15 protein-coding genes, 9 tRNA genes and 3 rRNA genes are annotated in these 19,342 nt (G+C 41.4%); 2 read left to right on the forward strand and 25 right to left on the reverse strand.

Annotated features, from left to right (window positions below; genetic code table 11):
* Positions 1-64: 64 nt before the first annotated feature.
* Positions 65-406, reverse strand: a complete 342-nt coding sequence (locus FJQ98_RS23625) for a hypothetical protein (RefSeq protein ID WP_053594811.1) — start codon at positions 404-406, stop codon at positions 65-67.
* 485 nt (positions 407-891) lie between these two features.
* Positions 892-967 (reverse strand) — tRNA-Asp (locus FJQ98_RS23630).
* Positions 968-1,243: 276 nt separating this feature from the next.
* Here FJQ98_RS23630 and FJQ98_RS23635 point away from each other — a divergent pair.
* Complete coding sequence (locus FJQ98_RS23635; RefSeq protein WP_425492669.1) at positions 1,244-1,393, forward strand: alanine:cation symporter family protein; 150 nt, start codon at positions 1,244-1,246, stop codon at positions 1,391-1,393.
* A gap of 326 nt (positions 1,394-1,719) precedes the next feature.
* Here FJQ98_RS23635 and rrf read toward each other — a convergent pair.
* The 23 genes from rrf to acpS all read right to left on the reverse strand — a co-directional run bounded on the left by rrf (position 1,720) and on the right by acpS (position 18,625).
* Positions 1,720-1,835, reverse strand: a 5S ribosomal RNA gene (gene rrf, locus FJQ98_RS23640).
* A 224-nt stretch (positions 1,836-2,059) separates the two neighbouring features.
* A 23S ribosomal RNA gene (locus FJQ98_RS23645) occupies positions 2,060-4,998 on the reverse strand.
* 305 nt (positions 4,999-5,303) lie between these two features.
* Positions 5,304-6,856 (reverse strand): 16S ribosomal RNA (locus FJQ98_RS23650).
* Together the 16S, 23S and 5S rRNA genes with 8 tRNA genes alongside form the textbook arrangement of a ribosomal RNA operon.
* Before the next feature lie 210 nt (positions 6,857-7,066).
* A tRNA-Gly gene (locus tag FJQ98_RS23655) sits at positions 7,067-7,140 on the reverse strand.
* 18 nt (positions 7,141-7,158) lie between these two features.
* Positions 7,159-7,235, reverse strand: a tRNA-Arg gene (locus FJQ98_RS23660).
* Positions 7,236-7,256: 21 nt separating this feature from the next.
* Positions 7,257-7,342, reverse strand: a tRNA-Leu gene (locus FJQ98_RS23665).
* 66 nt (positions 7,343-7,408) lie between these two features.
* Positions 7,409-7,481 (reverse strand) — tRNA-Lys (locus FJQ98_RS23670).
* A gap of 15 nt (positions 7,482-7,496) precedes the next feature.
* Positions 7,497-7,571 (reverse strand) — tRNA-Gln (locus FJQ98_RS23675).
* A gap of 5 nt (positions 7,572-7,576) precedes the next feature.
* Positions 7,577-7,652, reverse strand: a tRNA-Asp gene (locus tag FJQ98_RS23680).
* A gap of 36 nt (positions 7,653-7,688) precedes the next feature.
* Positions 7,689-7,760, reverse strand: a tRNA-Glu gene (locus tag FJQ98_RS23685).
* A gap of 1 nt (position 7,761) precedes the next feature.
* Positions 7,762-7,838 (reverse strand) — tRNA-Asn (locus tag FJQ98_RS23690).
* A gap of 91 nt (positions 7,839-7,929) precedes the next feature.
* Positions 7,930-8,391: a SprT family protein gene (locus tag FJQ98_RS23695; protein WP_053594025.1), complete on the reverse strand. Its 462-nt coding sequence runs from the start codon at positions 8,389-8,391 to the stop codon at positions 7,930-7,932.
* Between the two features lie 310 nt (positions 8,392-8,701).
* A complete protein-coding gene (locus tag FJQ98_RS23700; RefSeq protein ID WP_053594024.1) occupies positions 8,702-10,876 on the reverse strand; it encodes a Tex family protein in 2,175 nt (724 codons plus the stop codon).
* 222 nt (positions 10,877-11,098) lie between these two features.
* On the reverse strand, positions 11,099-11,884 hold the full coding sequence (gene sigB, locus FJQ98_RS23705; RefSeq protein WP_053594023.1) for an RNA polymerase sigma factor SigB: 786 nt from the start codon (positions 11,882-11,884) through the stop codon (positions 11,099-11,101).
* A complete protein-coding gene (rsbW, locus tag FJQ98_RS23710; RefSeq protein ID WP_053594022.1) occupies positions 11,862-12,332 on the reverse strand; it encodes an anti-sigma B factor RsbW in 471 nt (156 codons plus the stop codon). Before rsbW ends, sigB begins: the two co-directional genes overlap by 23 nt.
* On the reverse strand, positions 12,329-12,664 hold the full coding sequence (locus tag FJQ98_RS23715) for an STAS domain-containing protein (RefSeq protein ID WP_053594021.1): 336 nt from the start codon (positions 12,662-12,664) through the stop codon (positions 12,329-12,331). The genes rsbW and FJQ98_RS23715 overlap by 4 nt, the downstream gene beginning before the upstream one ends.
* 72 nt (positions 12,665-12,736) lie before the next feature.
* Positions 12,737-13,735, reverse strand: a complete 999-nt coding sequence (locus FJQ98_RS23720; protein WP_053594020.1) for a PP2C family protein-serine/threonine phosphatase — start codon at positions 13,733-13,735, stop codon at positions 12,737-12,739.
* A gap of 9 nt (positions 13,736-13,744) precedes the next feature.
* Positions 13,745-14,146 carry an anti-sigma regulatory factor gene (locus FJQ98_RS23725; RefSeq protein WP_053594019.1) on the reverse strand — a complete coding sequence of 134 codons (402 nt, stop codon included), beginning with the start codon at positions 14,144-14,146 and terminating at the stop codon, positions 13,745-13,747.
* A gap of 396 nt (positions 14,147-14,542) precedes the next feature.
* Positions 14,543-14,893 (reverse strand): type II toxin-antitoxin system PemK/MazF family toxin, encoded by a 351-nt coding sequence (locus FJQ98_RS23730; RefSeq protein ID WP_008177055.1) that lies wholly within the window; start codon positions 14,891-14,893, stop codon positions 14,543-14,545.
* Positions 14,894-14,897: 4 nt separating this feature from the next.
* Positions 14,898-15,161: a hypothetical protein gene (locus FJQ98_RS23735; RefSeq protein ID WP_082340011.1), complete on the reverse strand. Its 264-nt coding sequence runs from the start codon at positions 15,159-15,161 to the stop codon at positions 14,898-14,900.
* 328 nt (positions 15,162-15,489) lie between these two features.
* Complete coding sequence (alr, locus tag FJQ98_RS23740) at positions 15,490-16,617, reverse strand: alanine racemase (protein WP_053594017.1); 1,128 nt, start codon at positions 16,615-16,617, stop codon at positions 15,490-15,492.
* Between the two features lie 232 nt (positions 16,618-16,849).
* Entirely contained in the window at positions 16,850-17,998 is a 1,149-nt protein-coding gene (locus FJQ98_RS23745) for a LolA family protein (protein ID WP_053594016.1), read from the reverse strand.
* Between the two features lie 273 nt (positions 17,999-18,271).
* Entirely contained in the window at positions 18,272-18,625 is a 354-nt protein-coding gene (acpS, locus tag FJQ98_RS23750; RefSeq protein ID WP_053594015.1) for a holo-ACP synthase, read from the reverse strand.
* Between the two features lie 64 nt (positions 18,626-18,689).
* Between acpS and FJQ98_RS23755 the strand changes: the two genes are divergently transcribed.
* Positions 18,690-19,310, forward strand: a complete 621-nt coding sequence (locus tag FJQ98_RS23755) for a rhomboid family intramembrane serine protease (RefSeq protein WP_053594014.1) — start codon at positions 18,690-18,692, stop codon at positions 19,308-19,310.
* Positions 19,311-19,342: the final 32 nt, after the last annotated feature.

Raw genomic sequence — 19,342 nt, forward strand, 5'->3', positions numbered from 1 at the left:
TTGTCTACAGTCAGAAACATGTGCTGAAAGAAGTTAAACACGCTTCTCTTTTATAGAAAACGTCTTATTTTCTTTTTGAATGACCCTTTAGCTCAATAACCTCTTTATCAATTAATTTATCTTCTTTAAATCGTACTATATAGGCTTTTGTCATAAGTATTTCATCATTCCAGCGGTATTGATCTTTTTTCTTCATTTCTCCTGCTCCCCCTGCAATTTTCACTACTTCCATATACGTCATACCTTCTTTTAATTTTCCAAATTCCGCTTCATTCATATTTTTTTGCCAGTGATACGCATTGGACTGCTCAATGTCTAAAATAGGGTCTCCACAACCTATGAGTATCACAGCAGCACCTAATAGCAAACTTATATTAAGACGTTTTATGTAATAATAATTTCTCATGATAATACCTCCTCATCTCCTTCATACTAGAGATATCGATAATATACCACCCTAATTTTTATGTATATTGCTCCACCTGTTAGATTTATTACCCAACTTTTTAATTTTGTGGCTCTACATCAAATGTTGGGGTAAGAGGTACAATGTGTAGCTTCCTCAAACGGTCTGGGACTGCCCCTCCCTTTCCACCGACTGACTGCCATGCCTCCTCGGTTTGTTGACACAAACACTGCAGGGTCTTGACTAGCCAATTTTTTTTGCAGGAGTGTTGAGCATTCATCTCCATCTTATATTGTATTTGATACCCAACAAATATTATCAATTTCGCCTTGGCGTACTTGTAGCTGACGCTTTGCTTTCGCAACAGAAAATATTTGCCGCTGACGCTTTGCTTTCGCTACAGAAACATTTGCTGAAAGAAGTTAAAAATAAAAAAAAGTCCTTATGATTTAATAACATCATAAGAACTATATTATCGTTTATAATGGCGGTCCCGACCGGGATCGAACCGGCGATCTCCTGCGTGACAGGCAGGCATGTTAACCGCTACACCACGGGACCTCTCTAAGACATTTATAAATATATCATAGAGAAATACTACATGCAATATATTTTTTATATTTTTTTCATATTTTTTCATTTTATATTCTTTATTTTTTTGGTATCGATTTTTACAAGTATATCAAGTAGATTCCACAAGCTATTTTATGAGGAGTTCGTTCCAAGTACATATTTACTCGAATTGGCTACATAATAATTTTTATGTTGATCTAGGGGTATTTATATTTCGGATTTCGGCGGAGTATGAAGAGAAAATGATGTCATCGTTTCAAGAGAATGTGTAAACGTTATCACACACTTCAAAAGAGCTTATCTGCAGCTTCTGAAGTATCCTATCCAGCTAAACAAGGATTCGTACAAGGTTTCTCGATTTACATTGATACAATTGTTGTATGTATGGTAACTACTCTAATGATTTTAATTTAATTGCGTCCGGAATCGGCTTTGTGCTTGCACAAAGCACTCCTTCCCGATTTCCGTGACATCCGCTGAAATGTAACTTAAACCCGGATTCATCTCATCACCGAAACTATTTAACGATATTAAAACAAATGAAAAGAGCAACTACAAACCATCAAAGTTGTAGTTACTTTTTTTTTCCTATTTAGTGTGTTGTCGCTGTACTCTATTAGAAATCAGCGTGTATAATAGCTAATCCTGTGGGAATAAATTGCAATAGCGACAAAGCCATTGTCGTACAAATCACATTATATAAAAAAAAAACAGCCAGCACTCAGCTGACTGTCTTCATTGCCTAGCGACGTTCTACTCTCACAGGGGGAAGCCCCCAACTACCATCGACGCTAAAGAGCTTAACTTCCGTGTTCGGTATGGGAACGGGTGTGACCTCTTTGCCATCATCACTAGACTATTGACGACCTCCAATACACGGCGTATTACTGCGTCAGCTTCTCTCGTTCAATCGGTCACGTACAGAGGTACGCTCCCTCATTCACTCGTTTGCTTCCTTGTACTACTTGTGTCTTGAAGCTCTCTTTGGCTTTCAATATACGTCGTATCTTGAAACCCTAAAATGAAAGGTTTTGTTCTTTCAAAACTGGATAAACGGTGCATTGAATGTTTCAAACATTTTTGGTTAAGTCCTCGATCGATTAGTATTCGTCAGCTCCATGTGTCACCACACTTCCACCTCGAACCTATCTACCTCATCGTCTTTGAGGGATCTTACTTACTTGCGTAATGGGAAATCTCATCTTGAGGGGGCTTCATGCTTAGATGCTTTCAGCACTTATCCCGTCCACACATAGCTACCCAGCGATGCCTTTGGCAAGACAACTGGTACACCAGCGGTGTGTCCATCCCGGTCCTCTCGTACTAAGGACAGCTCCTCTCAAATTTCCTACGCCCACGACGGATAGGGACCGAACTGTCTCACGACGTTCTGAACCCAGCTCGCGTACCGCTTTAATGGGCGAACAGCCCAACCCTTGGGACCGACTACAGCCCCAGGATGCGATGAGCCGACATCGAGGTGCCAAACCTCCCCGTCGATGTGGACTCTTGGGGGAGATAAGCCTGTTATCCCCGGGGTAGCTTTTTATCCGTTGAGCGATGGCCCTTCCATGCGGAACCACCGGATCACTAAGCCCGTCTTTCGACCCTGCTCGACTTGTAGGTCTCGCAGTCAAGCTCCCTTTGTGCCTTTACACTCTACGAATGATTTCCAACCATTCTGAGGGAACCTTTGGGCGCCTCCGTTACCTTTTAGGAGGCGACCGCCCCAGTCAAACTGTCCGCCTGACACTGTCTCCTGCCCCGCTAAAGGGCATGGGTTAGAATTTCAATACAACCAGGGTAGTATCCCACCGACGCCTCCTTCGAAGCTGGCGCTCCGAGATCTCTGGCTCCTACCTATCCTGTACAAGTTGTACCAAAAATTCAATATCAGGCTACAGTAAAGCTCCACGGGGTCTTTCCGTCCTGTCGCGGGTAACCTGCATCTTCACAGGTACTATAATTTCACCGAGTCTCTCGTTGAGACAGTGCCCAGATCGTTACGCCTTTCGTGCGGGTCGGAACTTACCCGACAAGGAATTTCGCTACCTTAGGACCGTTATAGTTACGGCCGCCGTTTACTGGGGCTTCAATTCGCAGCTTCGCTTGCGCTAACCACTCCTCTTAACCTTCCAGCACCGGGCAGGCGTCAGCCCCTATACGTCACCTTACGGTTTTTGCAGAGACCTGTGTTTTTTTGCTAAACAGTCGCCTGGGCCTATTCACTGCGGCTCTCATGCGCTTGCACGCTCAAGAGCACCCCTTCTCCCGAAGTTACGGGGTCATTTTTGCCGAGTTCCTTAACGAGAGTTCTCTCGCACACCTTAGGATTCTCTCCTCGACTACCTGTGTCGGTTTTGCGGTACGGGCACCTCTCACCTCGATAGAGGCTTTTTCTTGGCAGTGTGAAATCAGGAACTTCGTCCATACGGACTCGCCATCACAGCTCAACGTTATAGTGTGCGGATTTGCCTACACACACGCCTTACTGCTTGGACGCGCACAACCAACGGCGCGCTTACCCTATCCTACTGCGTCCCCCATTTCTCAAACGGTGAGGAGGTGGTACAGGAATATCAACCTGTTGTCCATCGCCTACGCCTATCGGCCTCGGCTTAGGTCCCGACTAACCCTGAGCGGACGAGCCTTCCTCAGGAAACCTTAGTCATACGGTGGACGGGATTCTCACCCGTCTTTCGCTACTCATACCGGCATTCTCACTTCTAAGCGCTCCACCAGTCCTTCCGGTCTGACTTCAACGCACTTAGAACGCTCTCCTACCACTGACATCATAGATGTCAATCCACAGCTTCGGTGAATCGTTTTAGCCCCGATACATTTTTCGGCGCAGCGTCACTCGACCAGTGAGCTATTACGCACTCTTTAAATGATGGCTGCTTCTAAGCCAACATCCTGGTTGTCTGTGCAACGCCACATCCTTTTCCACTTAACGATTACTTTGGGACCTTAGCTGGTGGTCTGGGCTGTTTCCCTTTTGACTACGGATCTTATCACTCGCAGTCTGACTCCCGTGTATAAATATCTGGCATTCGGAGTTTGTCTGAATTCGGTAAACCGGGATGGCCCCCTAGTCCAAACAGTGCTCTACCTCCAGTATTCTCATCACGAGGCTAGCCCTAAAGCTATTTCGGAGAGAACCAGCTATCTCCAGGTTCGATTGGAATTTCTCCGCTACCCACACCTCATCCCCGCACTTTTCAACGTGCGTGGGTTCGGGCCTCCAGTAAGTGTTACCTCACCTTCACCCTGGACATGGGTAGATCACCTGGTTTCGGGTCTACGACCACGTACTAATTCGCCCTATTCAGACTCGCTTTCGCTGCGGCTCCGCCTTCTAAAGCTTAACCTCGCACGTAATCGTAACTCGCCGGTTCATTCTACAAAAGGCACGCTATCACCCATTAACGGGCTCTAACTACTTGTAGGCACACGGTTTCAGGATCTCTTTCACTCCCCTTCCGGGGTGCTTTTCACCTTTCCCTCACGGTACTGGTTCACTATCGGTCACTAGGTAGTATTTAGCCTTGGGAGATGGTCCTCCCGGATTCCGACGGAATTTCACGTGTTCCGCCGTACTCAGGATCCACTCTGGAGAGAACGAACTTTCGACTACAGGGCTTTTACCTGCTCTGGCGGACCTTTCCAAGTCGCTTCATCTAACTCGTTCTTTTGTAACTCCGTATAGAGTGTCCTACAACCCCAAGAGGCAAGCCTCTTGGTTTGGGCTCTTCCCGTTTCGCTCGCCGCTACTCAGGGAATCGATTTTTTTCTTTCTCTTCCTCCAGGTACTTAGATGTTTCAGTTCCCTGGGTCTGCCTTCAAGACGCTATGAATTCACGTCAAGATACTACGCGATTAAACGTAGTGGGTTCCCCCATTCGGAAATCTCCGGATCAAAGCTCACTTACAGCTCCCCGAAGCATATCGGTGTTAGTGCCGTCCTTCTTCGGCTCCTAGTGCCAAGGCATTCGCCGTGCGCCCTTAATAACTTAACCTACAGCTTTCAATACACATCGCATTTCGTCGTCAGCTTCACTCGTTCAGTCAGTCACGTACATAGGTACGCTCCTTCTTTCTCTCGATTGCTTCCTAGAACTACTCGTGTCTTGAAACCTTCTTCGTTATTAAGCCTATAAAAAAACTTAAAAAAATAAATGTGTTTGTTACAATTTCAATGTCGTTTTATCCAGTTTTCAAAGAACAAGTTTTGAAGTATTTCATTCGTAAGAATGAACCTTCAAAACTGAACGCAAAACGTAATCTTACAAACCCTAGGTTTGTATTCCGAAAATATCCTTAGAAAGGAGGTGATCCAGCCGCACCTTCCGATACGGCTACCTTGTTACGACTTCACCCCAATCATCTATCCCACCTTCGGCGGCTGGCTCCAAAGGTTACCCCACCGACTTCGGGTGTTACAAACTCTCGTGGTGTGACGGGCGGTGTGTACAAGGCCCGGGAACGTATTCACCGCGGCATGCTGATCCGCGATTACTAGCGATTCCGGCTTCATGTAGGCGAGTTGCAGCCTACAATCCGAACTGAGAACGACTTTATCGGATTAGCTCCCTCTCGCGAGTTGGCAACCGTTTGTATCGTCCATTGTAGCACGTGTGTAGCCCAGGTCATAAGGGGCATGATGATTTGACGTCATCCCCACCTTCCTCCGGTTTGTCACCGGCAGTCACCTTAGAGTGCCCAACTAAATGATGGCAACTAAGATCAAGGGTTGCGCTCGTTGCGGGACTTAACCCAACATCTCACGACACGAGCTGACGACAACCATGCACCACCTGTCACCGTTGTCCCCGAAGGGAAAAACCATATCTCTACAGTGGTCAACGGGATGTCAAGACCTGGTAAGGTTCTTCGCGTTGCTTCGAATTAAACCACATGCTCCACCGCTTGTGCGGGCCCCCGTCAATTCCTTTGAGTTTCAGTCTTGCGACCGTACTCCCCAGGCGGAGTGCTTAATGCGTTAGCTGCAGCACTAAGGGCGGAAACCCCCTAACACTTAGCACTCATCGTTTACGGCGTGGACTACCAGGGTATCTAATCCTGTTTGCTCCCCACGCTTTCGCGCCTCAGCGTCAGTTACAGACCAGAAAGTCGCCTTCGCCACTGGTGTTCCTCCAAATCTCTACGCATTTCACCGCTACACTTGGAATTCCACTTTCCTCTTCTGCACTCAAGTCCCCCAGTTTCCAATGACCCTCCACGGTTGAGCCGTGGGCTTTCACATCAGACTTAAAGGACCGCCTGCGCGCGCTTTACGCCCAATAATTCCGGACAACGCTTGCCACCTACGTATTACCGCGGCTGCTGGCACGTAGTTAGCCGTGGCTTTCTAATAAGGTACCGTCAAGGTACAGCCAGTTACTACTGTACTTGTTCTTCCCTTACAACAGAGTTTTTACGATCCGAAAAACCTTCTTCACTCACGCGGCGTTGCTCCATCAGGCTTTCGCCCATTGTGGAAGATTCCCTACTGCTGCCTCCCGTAGGAGTCTGGGCCGTGTCTCAGTCCCAGTGTGGCCGATCACCCTCTCAGGTCGGCTACGCATCGTTGCCTTGGTGAGCCGTTACCTCACCAACTAGCTAATGCGCCGCGGGCCCATCTTATAGCGACAGCCGAGACCGTCTTTCAGTATTTCACCATGAAGTGAAATAGATTATTCGGTATTAGCCCCGGTTTCCCGGAGTTATCCCAAACTACAAGGTAGGTTGCCCACGTGTTACTCACCCGTCCGCCGCTAACGTCAAAGGAGCAAGCTCCTTCTCTGTTCGCTCGACTTGCATGTATTAGGCACGCCGCCAGCGTTCGTCCTGAGCCAGGATCAAACTCTCCATAAAAGAAATTTGATTAGCTCAAATTGTTTTGCTGGCATCATGTTTGATGTCCAAAATTTGTTTCGTTCACTAACTCAAGGTTAGCTACTAGAAACTTTATTGATTACGTTTTGCTTGTTCAGTTTTCAAGGTTCATATCATCATCTTGTAGTGACAACTTTTATATCATACAACACGAAGGTTTGAATGTCAACAAGTTTTCAAAAGTTTTTTTGGAGCGGGTGATGAGAATCGAACTCACGACATCAGCTTGGAAGGCTGAGGTTTTACCATTAAACTACACCCGCGATATAATAATATTTATTTGGCGCGCCCGGCAGGAGTCGAACCCACAACCTTCTGATCCGTAGTCAGACGCTCTATCCAATTGAGCTACGGGCGCATATATTTTTGAGAATTGACTTGGTGCGGCCGAGAGGACTTGAACCTCCACGGGGTTGCCCCCACTAGGCCCTCAACCTAGCGCGTCTGCCATTCCGCCACGACCGCATTCAATTAGTAACTTTTTTATTATACTATAATAATCATAAAAGTCAACTTTTTTTCTTAAAGAGATGAGCCATGAAGGACTCGAACCTTCGACCCTCTGATTAAAAGTCAGATGCTCTACCAACTGAGCTAATGGCTCAAATTAAGAATTGAATGGCTGGGGTACTAGGATTCGAACCTAGGCATGACGGAATCAAAATCCGTTGCCTTACCGCTTGGCTATACCCCAATAAGTGGCGGTCCCGACCGGGATCGAACCGGCGATCTCCTGCGTGACAGGCAGGCATGTTAACCGCTACACCACGGGACCAATGTTACTATGTTTTCATAAATAAAATTAATGAAATGACCCCTACGGGATTCGAACCCGTGTTACCGCCGTGAAAGGGCGGTGTCTTAACCACTTGACCAAGGGGCCATGGCTCCGAAGGCAGGACTCGAACCTGCGACAACCTGATTAACAGTCAGGTGCTACTACCAACTGAGCTACTTCGGAATAATCCATATGTTTTGTCGTCGTTTTCTTGTCGACTTTTACTATTATAGGGACATCTTCAGTAAACGTCAACCCTTTTTATTAAGTTTTTTTATTCCACTAGTTTCAAACGTCCTAAACATTTGCTACAGCAGTATTTCTCCACATTCATTCTAATTTTTCTTACATATAATTGTTGGCATTTTACACATGTATATGTATAAAGACGACGTTGTTTTTTTTGAGAAGTCTTCGGGGTTTGTAATACTGAGCAAAAACGAGGTGCATTCACTTTTATTAATAACTCTCGAAAATCTTTGTCTCGATGTTGATACCCCTTACCTTCCAAATGTAAATGATAATGACATAATTCGTGTCGAACTATCCCCTCTACTTCTCTAATACCATACAATTCATATGCTTTTGGATTAATTTCAATATTATGCGATTGTAATAAATAACGTCCACCTGTTGATCGTAACCTTGAATTAAAAAATGCCTGATGCATAAATGGCTTCTGGAAACTTTCTAATGATATTCGACTAACAAGATTTTGTAGTTCCTCGTTGTTCATATCTATATCACCTCTACAACAAGAATACCACACTGTGTAGTATAGACAGTGTGGTACTAATTTATCCCGCATTAACGGGCAGTAATTTATCTGTACTGAAAGCGAAGCATCAGGTGCAAGACTCCCATCTCAAAATTCAGCGAAAGCAAAGAAGTTAGGTGGGAGTTAACTGCCCGTAAAAGCCCGATTGGTGAAGTCTAATAATCAGTAGGGATGAAGAAAACTCCCACTGATTAAAGATCTTCATTCAGCAAATGTTTTTTGTAGCGAAAGCGAAGCGTCAGCTACAATTACGCCAAGGCGAAATTGATTACGCTTCGATAGTTTGATCTTTAGGAGGAAGCATTGTTAATGAAATGCGTCCTTTACTGACATCTATTTGTTCTACCCAAACCGTCACAATGTCACCGAGCGCTACAACCTCTAATGGATGTTTAATACGTCTTTTTTGTAATTTTGAAATGTGCACAAGCCCATCCTGCTTCACTCCAATGTCTACAAATGCTCCGAAATCAACTACGTTTCTCACTGTACCTTGCAATTCCATCCCAACTTGTAAATCTTCCATCTTTAATACATCTGTTTTCAACAGAGGCTGAGGGAATGCATCACGTGGATCGCGGCTCGGTTTCATTAATGTATCCACAATATCCTGTATTGTGACAACCCCAACATCTAAAATTCCACTTAATTTTTCTTCATCTAGTTTTGCAATGGCTTCCTCTGCCTTCTGCGTCCCTATCTCTTTTTTATCAATTTGTGCAACCTCTAAAATCTGCTCTGCGACACTATAGCTTTCAGGGTGAATGCCCGTAGCATCGAATGCATTTTTTGCTTCTGGAACACGTAAGAAACCAATTGCTTGTTCATACGTTTTGGCACCAAGTCTTGGGATTTTCTTGAGTTGAGCACGTGTAGTAAATTGTCCATTTTCCTCTCGAACCTTCACAATATTCTCCGCAACTGTTTTCGATAATCCGGAAACATATTGTAATAGTGAAGCTGAGGCTGTATTCACATCAACACCAACTTGGTTAACAGCTGTTTCTACTATAAATGTTAAGGACTCAGTCAATTTCTTTTGAGAGACATCATGCTGATACTGACCTACCCCAACTGCTTTTGGCTCAATTTTCACTAACTCCGACAACGGATCTTGCAAACGACGTGCAATAGAAACGGCACTACGCTGTTCTACCTGTAAATCCGGAAACTCTGCACGCGCTATATCAGATGCTGAATAAACAGATGCCCCCGCTTCATTGACAATAACATAGGCTACATCAGTTTCAAGGTCATTCAATACATCTACAATAAATTGTTCTGTTTCTCGTGAGGCAGTACCATTACCAATAGCTATTATAGTTATTGGATATTTTGCTAAAATATTTTTCACAATTGCTTTAGATTTTGCTACATCTGGTTTTGGAGGGTGTGGATAAATGGCTGTAACCTCTAGCATTTTCCCTGTTTCATCTACAACAGCTAACTTACAGCCTGTACGGTACGCTGGATCAACACCTAATACATACTTCCCTTTCATTGGGGGCTGTAATAAAAGATTACGTAAATTCTCAGAGAAAATGTGGATAGCCTGCGCCTCTGCCTTTTCTGTAAGTTCATTTCGTAACTCTCGTTCTATAGAAGGCTGAATTAGACGCTTGTACGAATCCTCTATCGCTAGCTTTACTTCAGCAATGGCTGGAGAGGAGCCTGTAGCAGGAATCCATTCCTTCCACATAATCATCAATACTCGATCTATCGGTACATGAATCGCCACTTTTAAGATTTCTTCTTTCTCACCACGATTTACAGCTAAAATACGGTGAGGGACAATACGATTTACAGGCTCTTCATATTCGTAATACATTTCGAAAACGTTTTTTTCGTCTGACTCTGCGTTTTTTACACTTGTTACGAGTACTCCATCTTTCCGGGAATACGTACGAATTTTTTCACGGATTGCCGCGTCATCAGCAAAGCGCTCTGCTAAAATATCTCGCGCCCCAACTAATGCATCCTCTACGTTAGCAACTTTCTCTTCATCTACAAAAGCCATTGCTAACTGTTCTAAAGCATCACTACGATACTCTAATAGAAGATCTGCAAGAGGTTCTAATCCTTTTTCTTTCGCTATCGTCGCCTTTGTTCGGCGTTTTTGTTTATAAGGTCGATATAAATCCTCTACACGTTGTAATACAGTTGCCGCTTGAATAGCTTGTTCTAGTTCTGGTGTTAGTTTATCTTGTTCCTGAATTAATCGTATAACCTCTTCTTTGCGTTGCTCAAGCTGCTGTATGTAGTGATAACGATCCTCTACAGCTTTAATCTGTACCTCATCAAGGGATCCAGTAGCTTCTTTTCGATAACGTGCGATGAATGGCACGGTGTTTCCTTCTTCTAATAATTTGATAACAGCCTCGGCTTGACCTGGCTTGATAGCTACATCCTTTGCAATAAGCTGTAGCATTTGCTTTTGTTCCACATCATCACTACCTTTTTTCTTTTCATTTTACCATTACACTTTACTAAAAATGCAAAAAAATAGTCTACCCTCACGGAAGAGTAAACTATTTCATTTAATTATGAAGAGGCTTTTTTTCGCTAACACTTCCTACTCGGCTCATGCTATTACTTGTATCTGCGACAACAACAGGAGTCCTCCAATATCATTATTTTCAGGTCAGCCCCTCTCCCCAAAAAAATTTTAGAGCGAAACCCCACCGCTTGTTAGGACAGCTTCCTGTAATTTCTTTATTGCCTTCCTTTGCATTCTAGATACATGCATTTGAGAAATTCCTAATCGTTCTCCAACTTCTTTTTGAGTGAGTTGCTCTAAATATGTAAGCTGAATTATTTGTTTTTCTCTCTCATTTAAAACACTCATTGCATCAGAAACAAGTATTCTTTTGTTGGTCATTTCATAGCCGTCATCTTCTTTACCCGTAATATCAAATAGCGTTACTGTGCTACCGTCAGACTCTGACTCTATTGAATGATCCATAGAAAGAGCATGATAACTACGACTCATCTCCATTGCCTCTAAAACTTCTTCCTCTTCCACTTCTAATTGATCCGCGATTTCCTTAATAGATGGAGAACGCTGCAACTCAATTGTCAGTGCTTCTACAGTTGCTTTAATACGCGGTCCTAACTCTTTTATCCGTCTTGGTACGTGAACATCCCAAGTTTTATCACGTAAAAAGCGCTTAATTTCTCCAACAATCGTTGGTACAGCAAACGCTTCAAAGCTTCGACCAAAATTAGGGTCAAAACGTCTTATTGCACCTAGCAACCCCAGCATACCTACTTGAGTAATATCATCATAACTAGATGTACCATTCGAATATTTACGTGCAATAGACTCCACTAAATATCGATAATGAATCACTAAATTTGTTTGAGCTTCATCATCCTCCGTCGACTGGTACAACGCAATCCACCTTAGTATGTCTTCCTTGGATGAAGATTTATGTAGTGATTCTTTCGACATTTTTTTTCACCTGCTCTCTAGCGACATACTTTGTCATGAAAACAGTTACGCCACCATCGTTATTTATCATCACCTCATCCATCAAAGTTTCCATTAAATAAAGTCCTAAACCACCTTCGCGTAGCCCCGCGATACTTTCTTCAGGATGATACGGACCAATTTTCGACTTTATCTCCTCAAAATTGAAACTATTGCCGTAATCTGCAATCATCATTTCTATTTTATTTTCATACAAAGCGCAACCAATGACGATCTCGCCTTCTTCATCATCCTTATACGCATGATGTACAACATTCGTCACCGCCTCACTCGCTGCGATTTTTAAGTCCTCAATATCATCATAATTAAAACCAATACGACTAGCTAAGCCAGAAACCGTTAACCGAATCACACTGACAAATTGCGGTTTTGCAGGAACCCTTATTTCTATATAATCAAATTCCTTCATTTTCTTAATTCCACCTTTTTATCAGTTTCAATATCCATTAAGTCGCTTAAACCAGTAATTTCAAATAATCTTTGCAATCTATTCGATAAACCAACAAGCTTTACTTTACCATTTTCACGTAATGCTCTTTTATAAAAGGCTACAAAAATACCTAGCCCTGTACTATCCATATAATTAACTTTAGATAAATTAAGCTCTATTTCTAATCCTTCCTTAATTTTCACCGCCTCTAATTCCTCTCTTAGACCTGAAGCAGTAAAAGTATCTATTTCGCCTTCAATAAATCCATATAATTTATTATCAAGTTCTTTAAAATGTATTGCCACGTCCATACAGTACACCTCCACCATATTTGTTAGACTGTTCTTCTTTTCCCGTAATTGCAAAAACTTAAACCTAAATATCTATTTTTTTATAATAACTACTGTAAAATCATCTGATAGTTTAAAATCCTGTATTTTTTCAATTTGCTTATAAAGAAGATTACATAACTGCTGAGCTGATACATGCTTGTTCTCCTTTATCAATGACGTAATGATCTCTCGTGAATTCAATTCATCCCTCGATCTGAACTCAGTAACACCATCTGTCATCATTATTACGATGTCTTTATCTTCTAAAAGAATTTCATTATACGAGTATTTTGTTTCAGACAACACACCTAATAATAATCCTTTTGCTTCCAAAGGAAAAAATTCATTATGTTTAGCACTATAATGTAGCGGTGGCTCATGACCTGCAGAAGCATATGAAAAAATACTATTTTGTATATCCAAGCAACCGTAAAACATGGAAACAAACATACTGTCGTCTACACCTTTTTCAATTACTCGATTGATGACCTCTAATACATGCGAAGGATCTTTATAAGCATATTCAATCATTTCAAGGCCATACTTCACCATTGACATGCATAATGCAGCCGGAACGCCTTTACCGACAACGTCTGTCACAGCTACACTTAAATAATTCTCTCGATCATGTAAAAAATGCACATAATCTCCATTCATCTTGCGGATCGGAATCGATATCATTCCTATATCAATACTTGATAGTTGTGGAACGACGGTTTTAAGTAATGTTTTTTGAATGTTTGTAGCAATTTTCATTTCCATTTCATACTCTGCTTGTATTTGTAAGAGGCTTTGATGCTCTCTATGTGCCATTCCATAAAGCACCATTACTTCGATAAGAAAATCATATGCGGGATGTTCTTCATCCATTCTATCTGGAAAGATCTTCTCAACTGCGTTTTTATGAATACTTACAACATCCTCAGGTGAAATGTTTTTTTGGATTAATTGACGAGTGAAATTTTGAGCGATATACAAATTCTTTTCAGTTTGATTGACCATGTAATCCGACAAAATCTTCTTATATTGAGATTCTAATTGTTTCAACATTTTCACATCCTAACGCAACCGTTTTTCAGCCCTTATCGTCGTACCTTCTCCGATAACCGATTGAATAACTATACTGTCCATCAATCGGTTAATGCCTGGTATACCTGCACCGAGCCCTCCTGAAGTGGAGTAGCCATCCTCCATCACTTTCCGAACATCTTTTATTCCCGGGCCTTGATCAGTTGCAATAACAACTATTTTCTTTTCAGTGTCCGTCTCAACTCTTTCAATTTCAATGACACCTATCCTTGCATATAAATATATATTTCGAGCTAGCTCACTAATAGCTGTGGTGATTCGAGCCTGATCAACAGTGCCAAATCCAAGTGCCTTTGCTTCGTCACGCCCCAGTTGTCTTGCTGCTACTATATCCCACTCAGTAATAATTTCAACCGAAGACCTAGTTGTCACCGCTGTCCCCCCAATTCCTTTCGGAGTTATACTCTTACACTTTTCTTCGACCTGCTTGACTAAATACTTAATTTATTTATCTTCTAAAAGGCTCTCACCAAAATGTGTACTTGATTACACATTCCACTCCAGGAGGATGCTTTCATACCAACAATACTTTTTAAATCAAGAACAGGTTTTAGTTGGATTCTTATAAAATTCTAAGTATATTTTCTTAAACCCCTCGATATTTTTTTCAAAAATCTATTTTAAGAATAGATCTTGAGTATATCTTAAATCTATTAATACCATTTTTGAATAGTGATTTCAATTTATGGTAATGAAGTATTTGAGGGTACAATACAAAAAAGCATCGAGATGAAAAATCATCCCGATGCCTCTATACACATATGTATATCAAAATTTAACAAGCCCTAAACTAATCATCAATGCGCCATCAACTTTTTCCATCACAGCATGATCAAGTTGCGTAATACGATCTGTTAATCTTGATTTATCAATCGTCCGCACTTGCTCGAGCAGAATAACCGAGTCACGTTCAAAACCATACTTTTCAGCATTGATTTCAACGTGCGTCGGTAACTTTGCTTTTTGAATCTGTGCAGTAATAGCTGCGATGATGACAGTCGGACTAAATCGATTGCCAATATCATTTTGAATAATCAGCACCGGCCTTGTGCCCCCTTGCTCGGACCCAACTACCGGCGATAAATCTGCAAAAAAAACGTCACCACGTTTTACATTCAAAGTGTCATCCCCCGCTAACGAGACGCTCCACCGTATGTTGTGCTTCATATTCTGCATGCAAGCATTCACTTGCAATGGTCAGATTAATATGAGACATTTCAACATATCCTTTCATCATAGCTTCCCGTATTTGATTTGGTTGCTCCTGCATTAAAACTTTGCGCGACAAAATACGCGCAAAAGATTCACTTTCAATTACTTCCTTTGTTTGTAGAAATAGTCTGTCTTGAACAGCAATTGTAGCTTCTCTTAACTTTTTCTCGTACACAGTAAGCACCTCCAACGGAACCATCCACTTTTCATTACTACCCATTCTACCATTGAAAGATATTGTTGAAAAGACACGAAATGACAAAATATCTGACAATTTAAAGTCCAAGTTGTAAAATTATGTTGGTTGTCGAAGGTATATGCCGATTCATTCACCTTGTAATATGTCACCAATTGTGAATGCTCAGCGTTTCAATAAATTAATATTTTCTCCAGTAGTAGTTTATTCACCAAGTTCTTTAGTTAGCTTTGGTATAGTAGCTATTTAAGACCGCTTATACAAAATTCTTTTCCTCTGTAGAGAAATAACTTCTTCTCGGATGAGGCTAAAGATCAATGTATAATCTAGGAACTCTTGCTGTAATAATGCATGGTACTTCATAATTAATGGTTTCAAGCTTCGCTGCCCATTCATTCATTGAAATAACATCCTGTCCTTGACGACCAATGAGTGTTACTTTCTCACCTATAGCATATGCTTTTGGCAAGGCAACCATACATTGGTCCATACAAATTCGTCCTACAATCGGCATTCTTTGTCCATCAATTAATACTTCTTGTCCACCTAATTTGCGAATGACTCCATCAGCATAGCCTACTGGTATTGTCCCCACCCACATATCAGCAGGGGCCACAAATGTAGCTCCATAGCCAACTGAGTCACCTGCTTGTAATTGTTTTACATGTACTAGCTCACTCACGAGTGAAAACGCTGGCTGTAATAGGAATGGTAAAATACCTTCTACATGGGGAGATGGTGATAATCCATACATTGAAATACCATATCTGACGGCGTCAAATTGTAAATGCGCATCTTTCACTAAGGATGTAGCCGTGTTTGATGCATGGACAAGTCTAGGCTTTTCAGGCAATACAGTTACACATTTTTCAAAAAAATGTACCTGTCTATTGAAGTATGATGTATCTTCCTCATCTGCAGTTGCAAAATGAGTGAATATCCCATCTAGCTCCATATTCACTGTATTCTGTATTGTTTGATAAAGATCCAATAACTCTTGCTCTGAACGAACGCCAATTCTGCCCATTCCGCTATCTACTTTTATATGTAGTCGTAAAGGATTTGCTTCATCAGCTATGAACGGAGCCGCTTGTTGTACCCATTCACTTGAAAATGCCGTAAGAATTATGCGCTGCTGGGCAGCATATGGTACAAACGAAACTGGAGAGGCACCCAATATTAGTATGTCTGGTTCTTCAAAATGTGCTCGAATATGTAATGCTTCGTCGGGTGTTGCCACGGCCAGCATTGTTGCGCCAGCATCAAGTGCCGCTTTAGCAACAGCTACATCTCCATGACCGTATGCATTTGCCTTTACGACAGCAATAATTTGAACATTAGGTCTAAGTAGCTTTTTCAAATTTTTTACGTTTTGTTGGATTGCTTGTAAGTTCACAATTGCTTTGGTCGGTCTAAAATACTGCTGTGTCTTCATTAGAATACCCTCTTTATTTTTTATTAAAACATTATGTATTGCCTAAATTGCCTTTTTTCTACTACTGTACATAAGTTGTTCTATTTTAGACTTTTCTTTCACATAACTTCTACCATATAATATATGACTTAACACTTTCTAAACAGTGTTAATTTTAATCAAAACTGTACTATTTTACTTAACAAGCTACAGCTTTCTTTATATAGAAAGCTGTAGCTAGAAAAACATAACATTACTTCATACTACTTATCGTCATAGTAGTAGCAACTTCCACCATTTCTTCACGAGTCAATTTATTTGACGCTACAAAGAATGCGACGCCATCCTTTTCCCAGCTAATAGATGTATCTGTAATAGCCCCAATTGTAAAGCCTAAATCTACCGGATCACCAGGAGATGATACTGGTAACATAGCAGTCTCTTTCGTAGTTGGTTGTTGCATTACCGTAAATGCCTTATCACCATCGAATGTTAAGATGACACGTTCCATTCCATCCTCTCGAATGACTTTCTCCTCTGCCATCTTCGCCCAATTTACAACAGGGTAGTGTGTCTGGAACTCTTTATACTCGATTTCTGCACCTACTGCTTCTTTTCCTTCTTTTTCATCTTTGTCGTCTTTGTTGTCTGTGCTCTCTTTGTTCTCTTTGCCGTCTTCGCCATCTTTATTCTCTGTGCTCTCTTTGTTCTCTTTGCTGTCTTTGCTATCTTTTGCAGGTGGGGCAGCTTGTTCACCTTTTGTTTCATCTGTTTCCGTAAATTGCTCAACCGCATACTCTTTAGCTGCGTGTTGGACACCTAATTTAATATTTTTAAATGTGATACGGATTTGCTCTTCTTTTACATCATTCATAATTACTACGGAAGTTGGGAGCATTGTTTTCTTATCAACTGTTATCACTTGATGAGGCATACTATTTTTATAGCTATTTCTAGTAGCCGCTTCAAATATATATGCTTTGTCCTCCTCTTTCATGACTAAATTTTTATCTTCAGCTAAATCTTCTGCTAGTGCGCCTATTAAATAAGCCTGACTATTTTTCTTTGGCCAATCACTTTGGAATTTATACATTTTGTTTAACGTAGGTGTGACTACAAAAACTCCATCTGCATTTCGCACTATCATTTGTGAAACATCTTTCCCACTTTCCACCACTTCTACTCGATAGAAATCAGGCTTCGTATGCCAAACTGTTACATCATATTTTCTCGGCTCTCCACCTGATTTAATCTCCATCGTAGCGTTCAACTCATAACCATTTGTGTCTGCCCATTTACCATTAACTTTCTTCAACACTTTTTCCTGAGAGGCTGTACCACATGCCGACAGAAGTAATATCGTACAAAATAAGACGAGCCATTTAACTATACGGTTGCTCACGCTTTCACCCTTTCTTCTTTCAAATCCACTACGACAATATATGAACCGTATTTGTCAGTTATGTCATTTGAAGAAAGGCAATATATTTATCTTTACTTAGAAATTTATTTACTCTTTAATAGCTCATCACCCTAACATGTGGTTGATTTCCGTTCCGACTTGGCGCTTTCCTGGGGGCGTTTAGTCGGAAAACGTTTTAACAACTGTTATCCACAGCTTTTGGTGATGAGCCTTTTTAATGTTTTATATGGCGAAAGCTGTGTTTATCATTATTTATTGTAATAATATTACTTGCGCTGCTGCGTATTGCTTAGAGTGTGTTATACTTACAAATCCATTTACAAGCTCTCCTTTGAAATATAGAACGGGATTACCAGCTTCCCCTCTTAAAATTTCAATATCATGAAGCTTACATTCTTCGCCAATACCAGTTCCGAATGCCTTTGAAAATGCTTCTTTTGCAGCAAATCGTCCAGCCAAAAATTCAATTTTACGAGTTTCTGAATGTGCTTCAAACAAAACTCTTTCATTTTCAGTTAAAATGCGGTCTTTAAACTTATTTGTTCTCCTCATTGCTTTAGCGATACGGTCAATTTCTACAATGTCTAGACCAATTCCTTTAATCATTTGAACTTCTCCTTTTCCTATTTCTAAAAAGCCATGTATAATAATTGTAAATTGAGGTGGAGCTATGTTTAGTAGAACAGAAAATTTTAAGCAATATACGAAGTATTACCCTGTTGTTTCAACATTTATAGCGATTAATTTAATTCTTTATGTATTAACTATTTTACCTGGCATAGGAAAATATGTATGGAATTATGGAGTCCAAGCGAACTTCCTTATACAAACCGGTGAATGGTGGCGTATTTTATCTGCAATGTTTTTACATGATGGCTTTTTGCACGTGTTCTTTAATATGTTTTCACTGTATTTATTCGGACCGGAGCTTGAAAAAATTGCTGGCAAGGCACGTTTTATTACAATTTACTTAGTGTCCGGTATTGTAGGCAACATGGCAACCTATCTACTTTATGATAGTGGCTATGTAAGTCTTGGCGCAAGTGGGGCCGTTTTTGGAATATTCGGTGCTTTCGGAGCACTTGTCTACTATACACGCCGCACAATGCCGATGCTGCGTAAACTTATTTTACCAATCATCGTTATCAGTGTTATTATGACTTTTCTTCAGCCGAATGTGAATGTCTATGCTCACTTAGGCGGTCTAGTAGCAGGATTCATTCTTGGCCTCGTCTACTTACACCCAAAAAGAATTTTAAGCTGGCGTAAACAAAAGATGGCGGGTAAGTAACTGGGACAAAGAGGAGCTATCATCGCGTATTG

The organism is Lysinibacillus agricola (assembly GCF_016638705.1).
In the GTDB taxonomy this organism is placed as follows: domain Bacteria; phylum Bacillota; class Bacilli; order Bacillales_A; family Planococcaceae; genus Lysinibacillus; species Lysinibacillus agricola.

What these genes read in the sequence shown, in the direction of transcription:
- FJQ98_RS23715 (WP_053594021.1), bottom strand. Translation starts at nt 12,664, where the DNA reads ATGGACGTGGCAATACATTTTAAAGAACTTGATAATAAATTATATGGA.
- alr (WP_053594017.1), bottom strand. Translation starts at nt 16,617, where the DNA reads ATGAAGACACAGCAGTATTTTAGACCGACCAAAGCAATTGTGAACTTA.
- acpS (WP_053594015.1), bottom strand. Translation starts at nt 18,625, where the DNA reads ATGATTAAAGGAATTGGTCTAGACATTGTAGAAATTGACCGTATCGCT.
- rsbW (WP_053594022.1), bottom strand. Translation starts at nt 12,332, where the DNA reads ATGAAGGAATTTGATTATATAGAAATAAGGGTTCCTGCAAAACCGCAA.
- FJQ98_RS23720 (WP_053594020.1), bottom strand. Translation starts at nt 13,735, where the DNA reads ATGTTGAAACAATTAGAATCTCAATATAAGAAGATTTTGTCGGATTAC.
- FJQ98_RS23695 (WP_053594025.1), bottom strand. Translation starts at nt 8,391, where the DNA reads ATGAACAACGAGGAACTACAAAATCTTGTTAGTCGAATATCATTAGAA.
- FJQ98_RS23625 (WP_053594811.1), bottom strand. Translation starts at nt 406, where the DNA reads ATGAGAAATTATTATTACATAAAACGTCTTAATATAAGTTTGCTATTA.
- FJQ98_RS23755 (WP_053594014.1), top strand. Translation starts at nt 18,690, where the DNA reads ATGTTTAGTAGAACAGAAAATTTTAAGCAATATACGAAGTATTACCCT.
- FJQ98_RS23635 (WP_425492669.1), top strand. Translation starts at nt 1,244, where the DNA reads ATGTGTAAACGTTATCACACACTTCAAAAGAGCTTATCTGCAGCTTCT.
- sigB (WP_053594023.1), bottom strand. Translation starts at nt 11,884, where the DNA reads ATGTCGAAAGAATCACTACATAAATCTTCATCCAAGGAAGACATACTA.